Raw genomic sequence first — 15803 nt, 5'->3', positions numbered from 1 at the left:
CCGGGAGCGCTACCGGACCCCCACCGCCCGGACGATCTCCTGCGTCACCGAGCCCCCCTTGTCGTCGTGGGCCGTGGCCCGCAGCGAGACGGACGACGCGCCGCGCGGCACGGTCAGCGTGCCGCGCCAGGAGGCGCCCGCGCCCTTCAGGGGAACCGCCCGCCAGGTCGCACCCCCGTCGTACGACACCGCCAGCCGGCCCTCCCCCAGGGTCCCCGTCCCGGCGGCCCCCGCCACGTACGACGCACCGAAGCCCACCGGAACCCGCCGCCCGCCCCGCACGGTCCCCGCGAGGTCGGTGTCGACGTCGAAGGCGAGGTTGATCAGCGGCAGATACGTCCAGTGGTCCTCCGCCGTCGCCGCCGAGCGGAACGTCCACTCGCTGTGCCCCGTCGAGGCCGGCGTCCAGCGTCCCGCGTCCAGCACGGTGTCCGTGACGACCTTGTAGGCGTGCTCGTCGGCGGGTGCGTCCCGGACGTACGCGGCGGACCCGGTGCGCGTGTCGACCAGGGTGCCGTCGAGGTAGACGGCGGTGGTCTGGCTCATGCCGCTGTCCTCGCGCCACACGTCCCCGAACCCGCTGTGGTCGGGCCCGGAGTCGCCCCAGCCGGGGGTGTTCAACTGGATCTGCCTCCCGGCGCGTTGCTGGCCCCAGCCGAGCCCGGTGCCGAGCCACGGGTGCCAGACGGGCCGGAACCAGTGCAGCGCCGGGCGCGTACCGCCCTCGTACCGGACCAGGCCGCCGCGCTCCTCCAGGGTGCCGTCGCCGACCGACACGGACTCGTGCCAGCGCTGGCCGGGGCCGGTGGAGACGTAGTCGGTGCGCACGGCGGGCAGGCGGACCCGTTCCAGGAAGCCGAGGCCGACGGAGAAGGTGTCGGTGAGGGAGTAGCGGAACTCACCGCCGTCGGCGGGCCGGGCCGCGTGGAACGTCACGCGTACGGCGGCCAGTCCACACCTGCCGGGCGTGTAGACCAGACTCCGGTCGGGGATCGCGCCCCGGTGGCCCTCGGACAGGTCGTACACGTACGGGGAGTCGGCGGTACCGGTCATGTCGACCCGGCCGGCCGTGCGGAGCCGGGCGGCGTCCGCCGCGTCCACGGTGGCGATCTGCAGCGGCCGGTCGGCGTTGTCGTCGGTCCCCCACCAGGCCATCAGCCGGCCGGGCGTGTCGTCCGTGACGAACAGGGCCCGGGCGCCCGCGTCCTGCGCGGCCCGGGCGAGCGCGGCCGGGTCGGCGCCGTCGGCGAGGCGGGCCAGTACCGCCTTGCCGGCGACCCCGGTGAAGGGGCCGTCGCCGGCGTCCACGAGCGGCAGCCTGGTCCGGCCCCCGATGAGGGTGCCGCCCGGCTGGACGGTCGCCTCGCCGATCCCGGCGACCTCCAGCTGCGGCTCGGCCAGCCGCCACACGGTCCGGTACTCGAAGGCGCCCTCGGTGACCTTCGCCGTGGGCGCGGCGAAGACGCTGTCGTAGGTGAGGGGCACCTGGACCGCGCCGAAGAGGTCGGCGCCGTTCGCCTGCCGGTCGTACTCCATCAGGAGCTGGCGGGTCTCGGTGCGCCGGTCCACGCCGGCTTCGACCTCGCGCAGTCTCCGGCCGTCCAGGGTGACGTCCTGGTCGTGGTCGAGGGTGATCTGGGGCGCCGTGAGGAAGCCGAGGCCGAGGGAGTCGGCGCCATGGCTGCCGTGCACGTCCAGGAAGGTGGCGAGCGCGTAGGGGCCGGGCTTGAGGCGCAGCCGGAGGGTGCCGGAGCCGCCGACGCGGACCGCCTGGGTCTCCTCCCCCGCGGCGAGCCGCTGCACGGTGAGGTCGGCGGGGGCGGGAGCGCCCGACCGGTCCTTGACGTGGACGGTGAGCGTGTACCGCTCCTCCTCCTTGACCAGCCCGAACACCGTGTGCGCGACGGTGCGGCCGGTCTGGTCCACGGCCACGATCTGCCCGCTGGTCTCGCCGACCGGCGCCCTGGACCCGTCGCCGGTGACGGTCGTGGAGGCGGTGCCGTGGGCCGGCACGGTGAGGGCCCGGTCGGCCAGGGTGGCGACCCCGTCGGGGGCGCCGTGCACGGACAGCGTCAACTCCGCGGCCTTTCCGGTGGAGTTGCTGTAGGTGACGGTCCGGGCCACCGGCTTGTTCGCGTCGTACGGCCAGCTGTGGAAGCCGAGGTCGGCGCTGCCGGTGGCGGTGACGCCGGTCCCGACGGCGTCCGGCACGCTCACGCGTCCCGCGCCCAGCGCGTAGGCGGAGGCGCCGAGTTGCTTCGAGCTGGACATCAGCGCGTCCTTCAGGCGTGCGCCGGTCCAGTCGGGGTGCCGCTGGGCGAGCAGGGCGGCGACTCCGGCGACGTGCGGGGCCGCCATGGACGTACCGCTCATGGAGGTGTAGTAGCCGCTGCCGGAGACGAGCTGGGAGCGGGCGGCGAGGATGGCGACGCCGGGGGCGGACACGTCGGGCTTCAGGGCGTTGTCGCCGTAGCGGGGGCCGGCGCTGGTGAAGTAGGCGGCCCGGTCGGCGGAGTCCACCGCGCCGACGGTGAGGGCCGCGTCGGCGGCGCCGGGCGAGCCGATGGAGGACGGGGCGCCGGTGTTGCCCGCGGCGACCACGAAGAGCGCGCCGGTCTCCCGGGAGAGGGTGTCGACGGCCTGGTCCATGGGATCGGTGCCGTCGCTCGGCTCGGTCGAGCCCAGGCTCATGGAGACGATCCTCGCGTGCACGTCCCGCGCCGCCCACTCCATCCCGGCGATGATCTGGGACTCGCTGCCCGAGCCCTGGTCGCTGAGCACCTTGCCGACGGCGAGCGCGGCCTCGGGCGCGACACCCTTCTCCCGGCCGCCGGAGGCGGCGCCGCTGCCGCCGACGGTGGAGGTCACATGTGTGCCGTGCCCGCTGCGGTCGGCGACCTCCTGACCCTCGACGAAGCTCCTGGCCGCGGTCACCCGGTCCGTGAGGTCCGGATGGCCGAGGTCCACCCCGGTGTCGAGGACGGCGACGGTGACGCCCTTGCCGGTGAGCCCGGCGTCCCAGCCCGCCGACGTGCCGATCTGGGCGTTGCTCTCGGCCATGTCGGCCTTCACCCTGCCGTCCAGCCACACCCTGGCGAGGCCGTCGTGGCGGGTGAACGACCGCCAGAAGGTGCGCCCCTTGCCGGCCTCGACCGCGGCCCCGTGCAGGCTGGTCAGGGTCCGGGTCCGCGCGGTCCCGGCCGGGGTGGCGGTCCGCGCGCCCTCGCCGTAGGTGACGATCAGCGGCAGCGTGTCCGTCCCGGAGTCCGTCAGCCCCTGCCGGATCAGCCCGCTCACGTCGAACAGCCGCCGGTCCAGCGTCCCCGCCCGCAGATACGGCAGTGCCTCGTCGGGTACGACGGTGACGGCGCCGTTGCTCACCTGCGTCCGTACGGCGCCGGTGGCGCCCTCGGCCCGCCGCACGGTGACCGTCCTCTTCCCGCGCCCGAGGTCGGTCACGGTCACCCTGTCACCGGTGACGAGGGTGACGGTGGTGGCCGCGGCGGCGTCGGCGGGGGTGCGCGCGGCCACGTGTGCCACCGCCACCGCCGGACCGGCCGGAAGCAGGGCGCCCACCAGGCCCGCCGCCAGCAGAGCCGCCCCGTGTCTGACTCGTCCTGGTCCTCTGGTCATCCACGCCTCTTCTCGTCGGGATGTCTGTCCGAGTGGATCGCGTGCTGGGACGAGTGTCATGTGTGCGGTGCCGCCGGAGTGTTGCGGGACACGGGCGGGAAGGTGACTCGGCGGTCATCCTCCGACGCGGTCGTCCGGCGCGTCCGGCGGCGGGTGCGTCCGGAAGCGCGCACGGCTTCGCCTCCTCTCCGCGACAATGGAGAGGTCGTTGATCACGAGGACGGGGGCATGACGGTGCACAAGCTGGTGGAGTTCACCACGGAGGACGGGGCCGTGGTCGTCGTGGAGACAGCGGAGGCCGCCGGCGGCACCCGCCTCGTCTCGCGCGGTGAGGGCCCGGCCGCGCAGGCCACGCGCACCTTCGAGGGCGCCCTGGACAGCGTGCGCGCCGCGGCCCACTCCGCCCTGCGGGTCTTCCGTGACGGCGCTCTGTGCCCCGACTCCGTCGAGCTGGAGTTCGGCGTGAAGCTGACCGCGGAGGCGGGCGCGGTCATCGCCAAGGGGGCGGCGGAGGGCCAGTTGGTGGTGCGGTTGGGGTGGTCGTCGGAGCGTACGGCCGCGCGGCCGTCGGCGGGTTCGGTCCCGTCGGACACCTCGGACGCATCGGTGGTGAGCGTCCCCGGGCCGGCGTCCCGGTCATGACGGGGGCGTCCTGGCAGGCCCGGATCGAGTGCGGGGGCGTGGTGGCCGGCGCGGGCTTCCTGGTCTCGCCCACCACCGTGCTGACCTGCGCACACGTCGTACAGGGCAGTGCGGCGGGCACGTTGACCGTGTCGTTCCCGAACCGCCCGGACCTCGGCCGGCTGCCCGCGGACGTGGCCGCGCACGGCAACTGGGCGGGCGGCGCCACCGATCCCGGTGACCTGGCCGTCCTGGAACTGGCCCGGAAGGTGCCGCAGCGCCCGGCGCGGTTCGCCCCGCAGGCCACCGGACCCGCCCTCGCCCATGTGGTGTTGGAGGCGTACGGCTTCCCGGAGGGCTACGACGAGGGCCAGCTCGCCTGGTACCGCGCCAGGTCCGCCACCCGCATCGCCGGCGAGTGGGTGCAGCTGGAGGCGATGGCCGGGCACGGTCAGCCCCTGACGCACGGCTTCAGCGGTGCCGCGGCGGCCCTCCCGGACGGACGGGTGGTCGGCATGGTCGCGCAGGTCGCGAGCGAGCCCGGGGTCCTGGTCGCCCGGATGCTGCCCACCGAAGTGCTGGCCCGCCACTGGCCCGCGCTGACCGGGCTGCTCCCGCGCCACGCGGCCGCCGAGGATCCGGCGCGGCGCCTTGACGCGCTGGTGCGCAGGGCCGAGGACGCCGGTCTCGTCTGCTCACCGGACCAGCTGTTCGTGGACGCCGTCGGTGACTTCGGCCCGCCCCTGCCACCGGGCGGCTTCGCCTCCCTGCGGGCGGCGGCGGGCTATGTGCGGTGGGAGGTCGAGGATCCCGCCGAGGCACTCACCCGGTTCGCCGGCCGGCTGGCGGAGCTGCTGGAGCGGCCCGCGCCGGCCGCGCCCGCGCCCGCCGCCTGGGCGCCGATCCTGGTCGAGATCGACCACAGCGGCGCCGATCCCGACCAGGTCACGGTCGCGGTGTCGGCCTACCGGGACGGACGGCGGCGGCCCGTGGGCACGGTCCGGCTGCCGCGTGCCGAGATGCGGGCGTACATACAGCGGGGCATCGACCGGGCCTTCGCGGAACTCGCCTTCGGCGCGGACGAGTTGCTGACCTTCACGCTGCCGCGCGATCTGCTGAACCTGCCGGTGGCGGACTGGGCGTGCAGCGCCGACGACTCCACCCCGCTCGGCTGCGCCCATCCCGTGGTCGTCACCGACCGCTCCCGGCACCACAGCGCCCGGCTGCGCCACCAGCTCGGCAAGAGGTGGCAGAGGATGGCGACGGACCCCAAGCCGGTGCTGCACCGCGTGGAGTGCGGCACCCCGCACCTGGGCCTGCGCAAACGCCTGCGCGAGCAGGACGCGGGCCTGGCGGGCTTCGCCGCCCCGCCGACCGCCGTACCCGAGCACTTCGAGGTGGGTCTGAACATGCCCGTGCCCGTGCTGCTGTGGCCGCGTGCGGGCTGTCCCGGTGCCGCCGAGCACCCGACGCCGTGCACCGGTACGGCGTTCCTGGACGCCCTCGCCCCGCATGTGGAGGGCGTCGCCCCGGCCGAACTGCCCAGACGTATCCAGCTGCTGCGGGAGGAGGCCGAGGCGCAGGAGGAACCCGAACGGCACTGGGCGAAAGGTGTCCAGCTGCTGTGGGACGACCCGCGCTGCTTCCCCGAGCCCACCGCCAGCCTGCACACCCCCGTGGCCTGAACCGCCGAGAGAAGGACCGCATCCCATGCCCCTGTGGCCCGTGTACACCGGCACGAAGGAGCCGCACGACGGCATCACCGAGCTGCCGCCCGCCCCGCCCTGGCGGGCGTTCGACGGCGGTCCCCCGCTGGACACGCCCGCCGACACCGCCGACACCGCGGCCACCTCACCCGACCGCACCCACCGCGCGCAGACCTACCGGGCCACCCCGCAGACGGTCGAGCTGGTCAACGCGGCGCTGTACCTGCGCCGCCCGCTCCTCGTCACCGGCCCGCCCGGCACCGGCAAGTCCTCGCTGGCCTACGCGGTGGCCCGGGAGCTGAGGCTGGGCCCGGTGCTGCGCTGGAACATCACCAGCCGCAGCACCCTGCACGACGGCCTCTACCAGTACGACCCCCTGTCCCGCCTGTACGCGGCCCGCCAGACCACGCCCGGCCCCGCCCCGGAGTCCGGCCTGGAGGACCATCTGCGTCTCGGCCCGCTCGGCACGGCCCTGCTGCCCTACGCCCGGCCCCGCGCGCTGCTCATCGACGAGATCGACAAAAGCGACCTGGACCTGCCCAACGACCTGCTGAACGTGCTGGAGGAGGGGCAGTACGAGATTCCCGAACTGGTCCGCGCCGCCCGGCACGTGCCGAAGGCGAAGGTGATGGTCGACGGCACCCACGACCGGGTCCCGGTCGAACGCGGCCGGGTCCGCTGCCGCGCCTTCCCGTTCGTCGTCCTGACCAGCAACGGCGAGCGCGAGTTCCCGCCCGCGTTCCTGCGCCGCTGTGTGACGCTGCGGCTGCGGCAGCCGGACGACCAGCAGCTGGCGGACATCGTCCGCGCCCACTTCGACGGCGAGCCCGACGCCTACGCGCACACGCTGATCAGCCGCTTCCTGTCCCGGGTGGGCGGCGGCGACCTGGCCACGGACCAGCTCCTCAACGCGATCTACCTGGCCCGCTCCGCCGATCTGCCCGTCGATTCCCTGGACGGACTGGCCCAGCAGCTGATGCCGTACCTGAGCGAGGACCGGCAGCCCGATGCCCTCTGACGGTACCCGCCGCCGGGACCCGCTCACCCGCCTGACCGACGCCCTGGCCGAGGCGGCGGGCGGCGTGCGCCCGACCCCGCTGCAGATGGCCGAACTGCTCTGGCTGGCACGGCAGATGGAGCCGGTGGCGGACGGCGGTCCGGTGACGACCGCCGCGCCGCCCCCCGAACCCGGGGCGGCACAGCCCCTGCCGGAGCCGCCCGGACCACCGGCGCGCGACCCGCGCCGCCCCCCGCCTGCGGACCCCGGACCCGCCCGGACCGGGGCCGGCGAGACGCCCCGCGCCCCGCTGCACCTGCCCGCACCGGTCCCGGACACGCCGGGCGCCTACGCCGGGCTGCTGGCGCCCGCGCCGCCGATGCTGCGCCATCCCCTGGGCCTGCAGCGCGCGCTGCGCCCCCTGAAACGGCACACCGACGCCCCGTCCGGTCACCGCCTCGACGAGCACGCCACCGCCGACCGCATCGCCCGCCTCGGCGCGTCCCCCGAGTGGTGGCTGCCCGTGCTGCGCCCCGCCCGGGAGCGCTGGCTGCGTCTGAACCTGGCGTACGACACGGGTCCGACGATGCCCGTCTGGCGGCCCCTGATCCGCGAACTGCACACGGCGGTGGCCCAGTCGGGCGTCTTCCGCACGGTGAGCCCGCTCCGTGTCACCGCCGAGGGCACGGTGCACGGCGACGGCACGCACGCCCCGGCCGACGGACGCACCGTCACCCTCGTGATCAGCGACTGCATGGGCCCGCAGTGGCGACCGGGCCCGGCGGGCAGCCGGTGGGAGGCGACGCTGCGCCGCTGGTGCCGCCGGATGCCCGTGGCCGTCGTACAGCCGCTGCCCGAGCATCTGTGGCGGGACACCGCGCTTCCGGTCGAACCGGGCCTGCTGACCGCCCCGTTCCCGGCCGCTCCGGCGACGGCGCTGGCGTTCGCCCCGTACGACGGCGATCCGGCGCGGTTCACGGCCCGGGGGGTGATCCCGTTGCCCGTCCTGGAGGCCGGTCCGCGCTGGCTGGCGAACTGGGCGGCCCTGCTGGCGTCGGCCGGCGGCAGCGGCTTCCCGGGCTCGGCGGCGGCGCTCGGCGGCCGCCCGGACCCCGGGACCCGCACCGATCTCGGCCGGCTCTCCGCCGAGGAGCTGGTGCTGCGGTTCAGGGGGACGTCGTCCCCGGAGGCGGTCCGGCTGGCCGCCCATCTGGCCGTCGGCCGCCCCGACCTGCCGGTCATGCGGCTGGTGCAGCGGGCGGTCGAACCCGATCCGCGTCCCCAGCACCTGGCCGAGGTCATCCTCAGCGGCCTGCTGACGACGGCCCCCGGGCCCGCGGGCAGCTATGCCTTCCGGCCCGGCGTCCGGGAGCTCCTGCTGCGCGGCCTGCCCCGCTCGTCCCGCAGCCGCACGACCGACCTGCTGGCCCGTGCGGGCGCCCTGATCGAGGACCGGGCCGGGGCGGCACCCGGTGAGTTCCACGCGGTGGCGCCCGTGGCAGACGGTTCGGGCGGGGCCGCACCGGACGGGGAGCCCTTCGCGACGGTACGGCGGGAGAGCGTGCGCAGGCTCGCCGGGGGCGGGGCGCCGTCGGTGCCGCCGGGGCTGGCCGGCCGTTACCGGCCGCTGCGGCGGTTGAGCCCGGGCGGGTCGCTGTGGCTGGCCGGGGAACCGGCGGCGGACCGGACGGTGGTGCTGCGGCTGCACGAGCCGGTCACCGACCCGAAGTGGCGCGCGGACTTCCTGCGGGAGACGAGGGCGCTGAAGGCGCTGGACCATCCCAACGTGGTGACCGTCCACGACTTCGGCATCGAGGACGACATCCCGTACGTGGTCATGGAACACCTGGACGGCATCCCGCTGAACACCCTGGCGGCGCCGAACGGCTACCACCTGCCGGCGCCGCTGACGGTGTCCCTGGGGGCGCAGCTCGCGCGCGCTCTGCGGGCCGCGCACACCCAGTGGGTCCGGCACGGCGCCGTCGGCATGTCCCGGGTGGTGCTGCTGCCCGACGGAACGGTCCGGCTCACCCTGTTCGAGCCGGTCCTGCCGTCGGACATGCCGAGGGACGAGGACCTGCGGGCGCTGGGCCAGATGATGCTGCACCTGGCCGCGGGGAGCGCACGGGCCGGTGCGGCTCCTACACTGCGTCATCTGCCCGAGCCGGTGCGCGGGCCGTACGCGGAGGCCCTCTCCCTCCTGCGGTCCACGCTGCACCGGAGCGCGGGCGTGCCGGCGCTCCTGGACGATCAGCTTCTGGACCTGGCCCAAGAGGCGTACCGCCCGCGCTCCTACGCCCTCCTGGGGCCGGTGACCGTCGACGTACCCGGTCGCTCCCCGCAGTTCCCGCCGGAGGCACGCGCGCTGCTCGCCATGCTGCTGCTCCGGCACGGACGGAAGGTCACCCACGACGAGCTGCGGGCCGGCCTGTGGAGCCCGGCGGAGGAACCGGAGGACGCGACGGCGGCGCTGGGCCGGCTGGCCTCGGACCTGCGCGCGGCCCTGGGCCCGGGGGTGCTGGCGACGCTTCCCGACGGCTACGCCCTGCACACCAGCGCCGACCATGTGGACCTGCTCCGCTGCGAGGAACTGCGGCGCCTGGCCACCGAGCTGTCGGACCGGGGAGATCCGCGGGCGGCACGCGAGCGGCTGGACGAGGCGCTGGCTCTGTGGGGCGGTGCCGGACCGCTGGCCGGCGTGCCCGGGCCCGCCGCCCGTACCGCGCGCACCCGGCTCCTCCAGCTCCAGCTCGCACTGCAGCGCGAACGGGCCGAACTCGACCTGGAGTCAGGGGAGTTCGAGCGCGCGGCGGCGGACCTCACCGCGCTCCTGCGCGCGCACCCGGCGCGCGAGGACTACCGCCGTCTGCTGTTGCTCGCGCTGCAGCGGCTGGGCCGCACCGAGGCGGCCCTGGAGGTGTTCGAGGAGTACGCGGAGTCCGGTGGCGACGATCCCGTCCTGCTGGCTCTGGGGCACGAACTGCGCGGCGACCTCGCCGACGACGCCGCGCCCGGGGACGCGGAGCAGCCGCCCGACTACGACCCGGATCCCGGCCGCGGCTCCACGGAGGGCCCCGACGGGCTGCCGCTGGGCTCCTTCCCCACCGAGGACGACCTGCCCTCGCTGCTGTACGGTCCCGAGGACGCGGCGGCGGAGGCACCCCTGCCGCAGGACGACGTGCCGGACAGCCTGTTCGCCGCGGAGGAGGCGTCGGACGCCCCGCCGTCCGACCCGCCGCTGCGGCCGGTGGCCCGCTTCGAGCTGGCGGACGGGCCCGGGAACCCGGACGACCGGCCGGCCCTGGGCCGCGCGGTGGTGCGTCTGCTGCTGGCCGCCGAACTCGGCCCGGACGACTACGAGCTGCGAACCGAGTGGAACGGGTACGCCCTCCGGCTGCGCACCGAGGCGGCGGAGCTCGCCCTGCTCTGCGTCACCCTGCGGGAACTGCGGGACCGGCTGGCCGAGACGGGCGGGCTGCGCTGGCGGGTGACGTTCGAGCGGCCCCAGGACGGCCACCGCCGCGCGGGCGCCGGTCCCGGAGCCGAGCTGCTGGACCGGGTGCGGGACGCGGCCGGCGCCCTGGGTGTCGTCGCCGTCCCCGACGTCCTGCGCACCGAACTGGTCCGCAGCGGTGTCGTCGCCGACTTCGGCCCACCCCGCACCGTGATCCGCGGCGACCAGGCGCTCCCCCGGCTGCTGCCCCTGACCCCGCACACGCCGGCCGACGGCTGGTACGCCCTGGCGCACGCGCCGGCCCCGGGCGCCGTCGAGCCCGTCCAGGGCCCGTTCCGGCTGCCCGGCGAGGTACCGCTGCCCCGCCCCGCCGGCCGGACGAGAACCGTCGTCTTCACGGCGTACGGCCCCGGGTTCACCCTCAACCGCCCCAGCGGTGACACCTACTACTACGAGGTGGATCTCACCGAGCGCCGGCTGGAGCTGACCGAACTGGGTCCGGTGGTCAACGGCGTCCCGGTCTTCACGCTCACCGGGGAGGCGAGCTGGCGGATCACGGACCCGCTGCGTGCCGTGTCGGCGGCGTCCGGCCGCGTTCCCTCCGTCCTGGTCACCGAGCGGCTGCGGGACTGCCTGGGCATGGTCTCGCCGCTCTACCCGCCGCGCCGCACGGCCGAGGCCCACGCCCGGCTGGAGGCGGAGCTGCGCGCTCACCCTCCGTCCGGGTACACCGTCGACTGGCGGGGCTCCCTCACCCCGACCCGCGGCTCCCTGGCGGCCCCGCCCCGGGACGAGGTCGACGGAGAACTCGCCGACGCTCTGCGGGCGGCGGACGCGGTGCTCCTCGGCTTCGACGGGGTGCTGACCCGCCTGCGCGGGGACGACGGCTCCTTCCTCCCGCTCGACCTGCTGAGGGAACGGGCCGGGGAGGTCTCCGCGGCCGAGCTCGCCGGGTCTCTCCGGACGCGCGAGACGGCCGCCGCCCGTGCGGCGAAGCCGGTGGCCAACGCCGACCTGCTGGTGCGCACCCTGGACGCCCGGGGCCTGCCGCTGGCCGTGGTCACCGACTGTGCGACGGAGGCGGTGACCGGGTACCTGGAGCAGCGCGGGCTGATGGGCTGTCTGCCCGGCGGAGTGCACGGCCGTGACGACCTGGGCCACCCGCTGATGCCGCACCCGCACCGCGTCCTGCAGGCCGTCGCCCGGCTCGGTGTCCGGCCGGAGCAGTGCCTGATGATCGGCACCGGCGACAGCGAGTGGGAGGCGGCCCGGGCGGCCCGGGTCCCCTTCGTCTACGTGGACCCCGGCTTCCGCCGGGCCGCCGACGTGCTGGCGTCCTACGGTCTCCTACCTCTGCTGCGGGCCGCACAGAGCGTGTGACGCGCCACGGGCCGCGAAGAACCCCCATTCAGCGGCGCCCCGCCCGGCCCCCTCCAGAAGGCGCCCGCCGCCGGGCTCCGCACAGGATGCAGGAAGAGGCCCGCCGCCCGGCCGGGCGCAAGGCCCCGCGCACCAGGGAGGATCTGCCGTGACCGTCCGTCTGGAGCAGTTGCGCCGCTGCCACTTCGCCGTCGACCTGGGTGCGGCACGTACCCGGGTGTATGTGAAGGGTGCCGGACTCGTCGTCGACCAGCCCTCGGTCGCCGCCGTGAACACGCGAAGCGGATCGCTCATCGGGGTCGGTGACTTCGCGGAGCAGATGACGGGACGGACGCCGGGCTACATCCGGGTCGTACGGCCCATCTCCGGTGGCACGGTGGTCGACATCGAGATGGCCCAGCGCATGCTGCGGCAGCTGCTCGGCGACAAGATACGCCGTGCCCTGCGGCGCAATCTGCGGTTGCGGGCCGCCGCGTGCACCCCGCACGGCGCCGATCCGCTGGCCCAGCGGGCGACCATCGAGACGCTGGTCGGGCTGGGCGCGCGCCGGGTCGAGCTGGTGGACACGCTGATCGCCGCCGCCGTGGGGTGCGGGCTGCCCGTGGAACGCCCCGAGGCCACCATGATCATGGTGTGCGGGGCGGCGGCCACCCAGGTCGCGGTGCTCTCGCTCGGGTCCATCGTGACCGCCGAGCGGGTCCCGGTGGGCGGCGAGGCCGTGGACCAGGCGATCGTGCAGCATCTGCGGCTCGAACACCAGCTGATCCTGCCCAGCCAGTCCGTACGTCCGCTGCAACTGGCGCTGTCCGGCAACGGGCTGAACTCGCAGGGACCCGCCTCCGCCGAGATCAACGGCCGGGACGTGGCCACCGGGCTCGCGCGCAGCGTGCGCATCAACACCGCCGCCGTGCGGGGCGCCATCCAGACCCCGCTGACCGCCGTCCTCGACGGCATCGGCAAGGTGCTGCGCGCCTGCCCGCCCGACCTGGTCGCCGACCTCGCCGACCGCGGGATCATGATGGTGGGCGGCTCGGCGCTGCTGCCCGGCTTCGACCAGATGCTGCGGCAGGCCACCGGGATACCGGTGCACATCGCCGAACGCCCGGACATCTGCGCGGCCCAGGGCATCGGCGCCATGCTGGAGGGCCGGATCGAGCCCCTGGTCCTGAACCCGCTGGTCGCCTGAACACCGCACGGCACGCGGCGCAGGGCACCACCGGCCGGGATCAGGACGGGCTCGCCGAGACCTGTACGGCCACGCGTCCGCCGGCGGGGAGCCTTTCGGAACGGCCGCGCCCGGCCGGGCAGGCGCGGCGGCGGCCCGCCGGCGGCCGAGGACGCACAACCGCCGGGGGCACTCGGCCTCCCGCCGTCCGTCCGCTTCCTCGCGCCGGTGGAGAACCGGCTCCCGGACCCCATCGCGGGCCACCGGGCCGCGGTACGGCCGGCGGTGTACGACGACGGGGGCGGCGGGCGCGGGACGGGCCCGACGTGGGGCCCCCCGCGCGGGCGCGGTCGGCGCCACGGCCCGCGGCCGGACGGCCCGGGGCGTGCGGCATCGTGGTGCCCCGGTGGGGCGCTCAGGCACCGGTCGCGCCCACGAGCAGTACCGCGCAGGCGCCGACCACGACGAGGACGTACCCGGACGCGGCCAGGGAGCCCAGCGTGCCCAGGACCGCGACCCCCAGCGCCGACCCCGCCTGGCGTATGCCGTTGAGTGCCCCCTGGCTGGTCGCGGCGTACTCCGGCGGTGCCGCGACGGCCACCGCGGCCGCCGCCCCCGGGATGGACAACGTGCCGGTCGCGGCGAGCGCCAGCTCGGCGGCCACGATCAGCGGCAGCGGCGGGTGCGGGCCCCCCGCGCAGGCCAGCAGCACCCCGGCGGCCACGGCGGCGGACATGCCGGTGAGCAGCACCGGGCGGGGGCCGTGGCGGGCGACGAGCCGGCCGGTGAAGAACGGCATCACACACACCGGGAGGGCCATCGGCAGGGCGGCGAGACCCGCGTGCAACGGCGTCAGCCGGTAGGTGTGCTGCAGCCACACGGCGAGCTGGTACATCCCGCCGAAGTAGGCGAAGCAGGACACCGCGGCGGCGGCCATCGCGGCCCGCACCTTCGGCAGGGCGAGCAGCGCGGGCGGCAGGACCGGGGCGGCTGCCCGGCGTTCGACGGCGGCCACCGCGGCGAAGCAGCCGAGTGCGGCGGCGAGCGGGACGAGTGCGAGCGGCGCGCCCCAGCCCTCGATACCGGCCTCGACCAGGCCGAAGGTGAGCAGGCACAGGCCCGCGGTGGACAGGGTCAGGCCGGGGCGGTCCAGGGCGCGGTCGGCCCGGACGGGCGGTACGGGCAGCCGGCGGGCGAGGAGCAGCGCGGCCAGAGCCAGCGGCGGGTTGACGAGGAACACCAGCCGCCAGCCGCCGAGTTCGACGAGCGCGCCGCCGAGCACGGGGCCGGCGGCGGCGCCGAGCCCGCTGAGCGCGGTCCAGGCGCCGATGGCGCGGGTACGGCGGGCGGGGTCGGGGTGCAGGTGGATCAGGAGGGCCACGGAGGCGGGCACGAGACCGGCGCCCGCGGCGCCGAGCAGCGCGCGCCCGGCGATCAGGGCGCCGGCGCCGGGCGCGAGGGCGCAGGCCGTGGACAGGACGGCGAACAGGCCGAGCGCCCTGGTGTAGACGCGGCGGGCGCCCCAGCGGTCGGCGATGACACCGCCGGTCAGGAGCAGCCCGGCGAAGACGACCGTGTAGGCGTCGACGGTCCAGGGCAGCGCGGCGGCCGCCGGGTGCAGCGAGGTCTGGATGTCGGGGACGGCGACGTTGAGGATCGACGTGTCCAGCAGGACGAGCAGGTTGCCGAGGGCGATACCGGCGAAGGTGAGACGGGAGATCCGCCCGGCCGTCCGCCCGGAGACGTTCGCGGCGGTGTGCGCGCGGGTGCTCCCGGCGGCCTCGCCGGAAGGGGAACCGGCGGGCGGTGCGGCTGGTCGTGCGGTGGAGTCGGCTGTGGTCATGGGCGCAGCGTGTCCCGGCGGGCGCGGGCGCCGCGACACCGTGATCGCGATGGCCCCATCGGGAAGTCCGATGGGCTGGTTACCCTTGCCGCCGTGGACTCCCGTTATCTGCGCGCCTTCGTCGCGGTCGCCGAGCACGGCGGCATCTCCGCCGCCGCCCAGGCGCTGGGCTACGCACAGTCCAGTGTGAGCGCCCAGCTCAAGCGGCTGGAAGCCGACCTGGGCGTGAGCGTACTGGTGCGGGCCGGCACGGGTGCGGTGCTCACCGAGGCCGGCACCCGGCTGCTGCCGTACGCCCGCGAGTCGTTGGAGCTGGAGGAGCGGCTGCGCCGGGCGGCCCGCGGCGACCGGCCCCGGCTGCGGATCGGCGCGCCGGAGTCACTGGCCCACGCGTGGCTGCCCGAGGTGCTGGCGGCTCTGGAGTACGGCGCGGGCGGCACGCGCACCGGTGCGGACGTCGCGCTGACGGTGGCACCGCGCCGGGGGCTGGAACGGGCCTTCGAGGCAGGCGAACTGGACCTGATGTTCGAGTACGACAACGGCGTCGGTCCGGTCCGCCCGCACGCGGTCGTGGGGCACTGCCGTTCGGTGCTGGTGGCGGCGTCGGGTCATCCGCTGGCGCGGCAGGAGACGGTGACGGCGGAGCAGCTGCTCGGCTACGACTTCCTGGTGGCCGAACGCGGCTGCACCTCGGAGATGCTGGTGGACCGCTTCGGCCGGGATCTGCTGGCCGGTGCCCAGCAGACCCTGCTCCAGGGTTCGATGGCGGCTCTGCTGCGGCTCATCGGACACGGCCACGGCATCACCCTGCTGCCGGAACTGACGGTCACGCGGGAGCTGCGGGAGGGCGAGCTGGTCGAGCTGCGCCTGTCCGAGCGGATCCGGCCGGTGAGCATCGTCGCCCAGTGGCATCCACGCCTGGGCCCGGCCGAGAGCGCCGTACGGGCCCTGCTGGCGGTGGCCCATCAAGCGGACCCGTTGCGCGACCCGGACTGAGCGTCCGC

The 15803-nt window shown here is 75.8% G+C and carries 8 protein-coding genes; 6 read left to right on the top strand and 2 right to left on the bottom strand.

Annotation, left to right across the window (positions count from 1 at the left end; genetic code table 11):
• Positions 1-9: 9 nt before the first annotated feature.
• Entirely contained in the window at positions 10-3633 is a 3624-nt protein-coding gene (locus tag IE244_RS03095) for a S8 family serine peptidase (RefSeq protein ID WP_191871037.1), read from the bottom strand.
• A gap of 228 nt (positions 3634-3861) precedes the next feature.
• Here IE244_RS03095 and IE244_RS03090 point away from each other — a divergent pair, with 228 nt between their 5' ends.
• The 5 genes from IE244_RS03090 (at position 3862) to IE244_RS03070 (ending at position 12977) form a co-directional block, all read left to right on the top strand.
• A complete protein-coding gene (locus tag IE244_RS03090) occupies positions 3862-4275 on the top strand; it encodes a CU044_2847 family protein (RefSeq protein ID WP_373305701.1) in 414 nt (137 codons plus the stop codon).
• Positions 4272-5939 (top strand): VMAP-C domain-containing protein, encoded by a 1668-nt coding sequence (locus tag IE244_RS03085; RefSeq protein WP_191871036.1) that lies wholly within the window; start codon positions 4272-4274, stop codon positions 5937-5939. Before IE244_RS03090 ends, IE244_RS03085 begins: the two co-directional genes overlap by 4 nt.
• 25 nt (positions 5940-5964) lie before the next feature.
• Complete coding sequence (locus IE244_RS03080; RefSeq protein WP_191871035.1) at positions 5965-6978, top strand: AAA family ATPase; 1014 nt, start codon at positions 5965-5967, stop codon at positions 6976-6978.
• Complete coding sequence (locus tag IE244_RS03075) at positions 6968-11791, top strand: SAV_2336 N-terminal domain-related protein (protein WP_191871034.1); 4824 nt, start codon at positions 6968-6970, stop codon at positions 11789-11791. The genes IE244_RS03080 and IE244_RS03075 overlap by 11 nt, the downstream gene beginning before the upstream one ends.
• A gap of 148 nt (positions 11792-11939) precedes the next feature.
• Positions 11940-12977, top strand: a complete 1038-nt coding sequence (locus tag IE244_RS03070; RefSeq protein ID WP_191871033.1) for a rod shape-determining protein — start codon at positions 11940-11942, stop codon at positions 12975-12977.
• 394 nt (positions 12978-13371) lie between these two features.
• Here the strand turns inward: IE244_RS03070 and IE244_RS03065 are convergent, their stop codons facing one another.
• The gene (locus IE244_RS03065; protein WP_191871032.1) at positions 13372-14799 is read right to left on the bottom strand and encodes an MFS transporter; all 1428 of its coding nucleotides are present in this window, start codon (positions 14797-14799) and stop codon (positions 13372-13374) included.
• A gap of 93 nt (positions 14800-14892) precedes the next feature.
• Between IE244_RS03065 and IE244_RS03060 the strand changes: the two genes are divergently transcribed.
• Complete coding sequence (locus IE244_RS03060) at positions 14893-15795, top strand: LysR family transcriptional regulator (protein ID WP_191871031.1); 903 nt, start codon at positions 14893-14895, stop codon at positions 15793-15795.
• Positions 15796-15803: the final 8 nt, after the last annotated feature.

Origin of the sequence: Streptomyces filipinensis (assembly GCF_014649495.1) — a bacterium.
Taxonomy (GTDB): domain Bacteria; phylum Actinomycetota; class Actinomycetes; order Streptomycetales; family Streptomycetaceae; genus Streptomyces; species Streptomyces filipinensis.
This window is presented reverse-complemented; position numbering and strand designations above follow the sequence as displayed.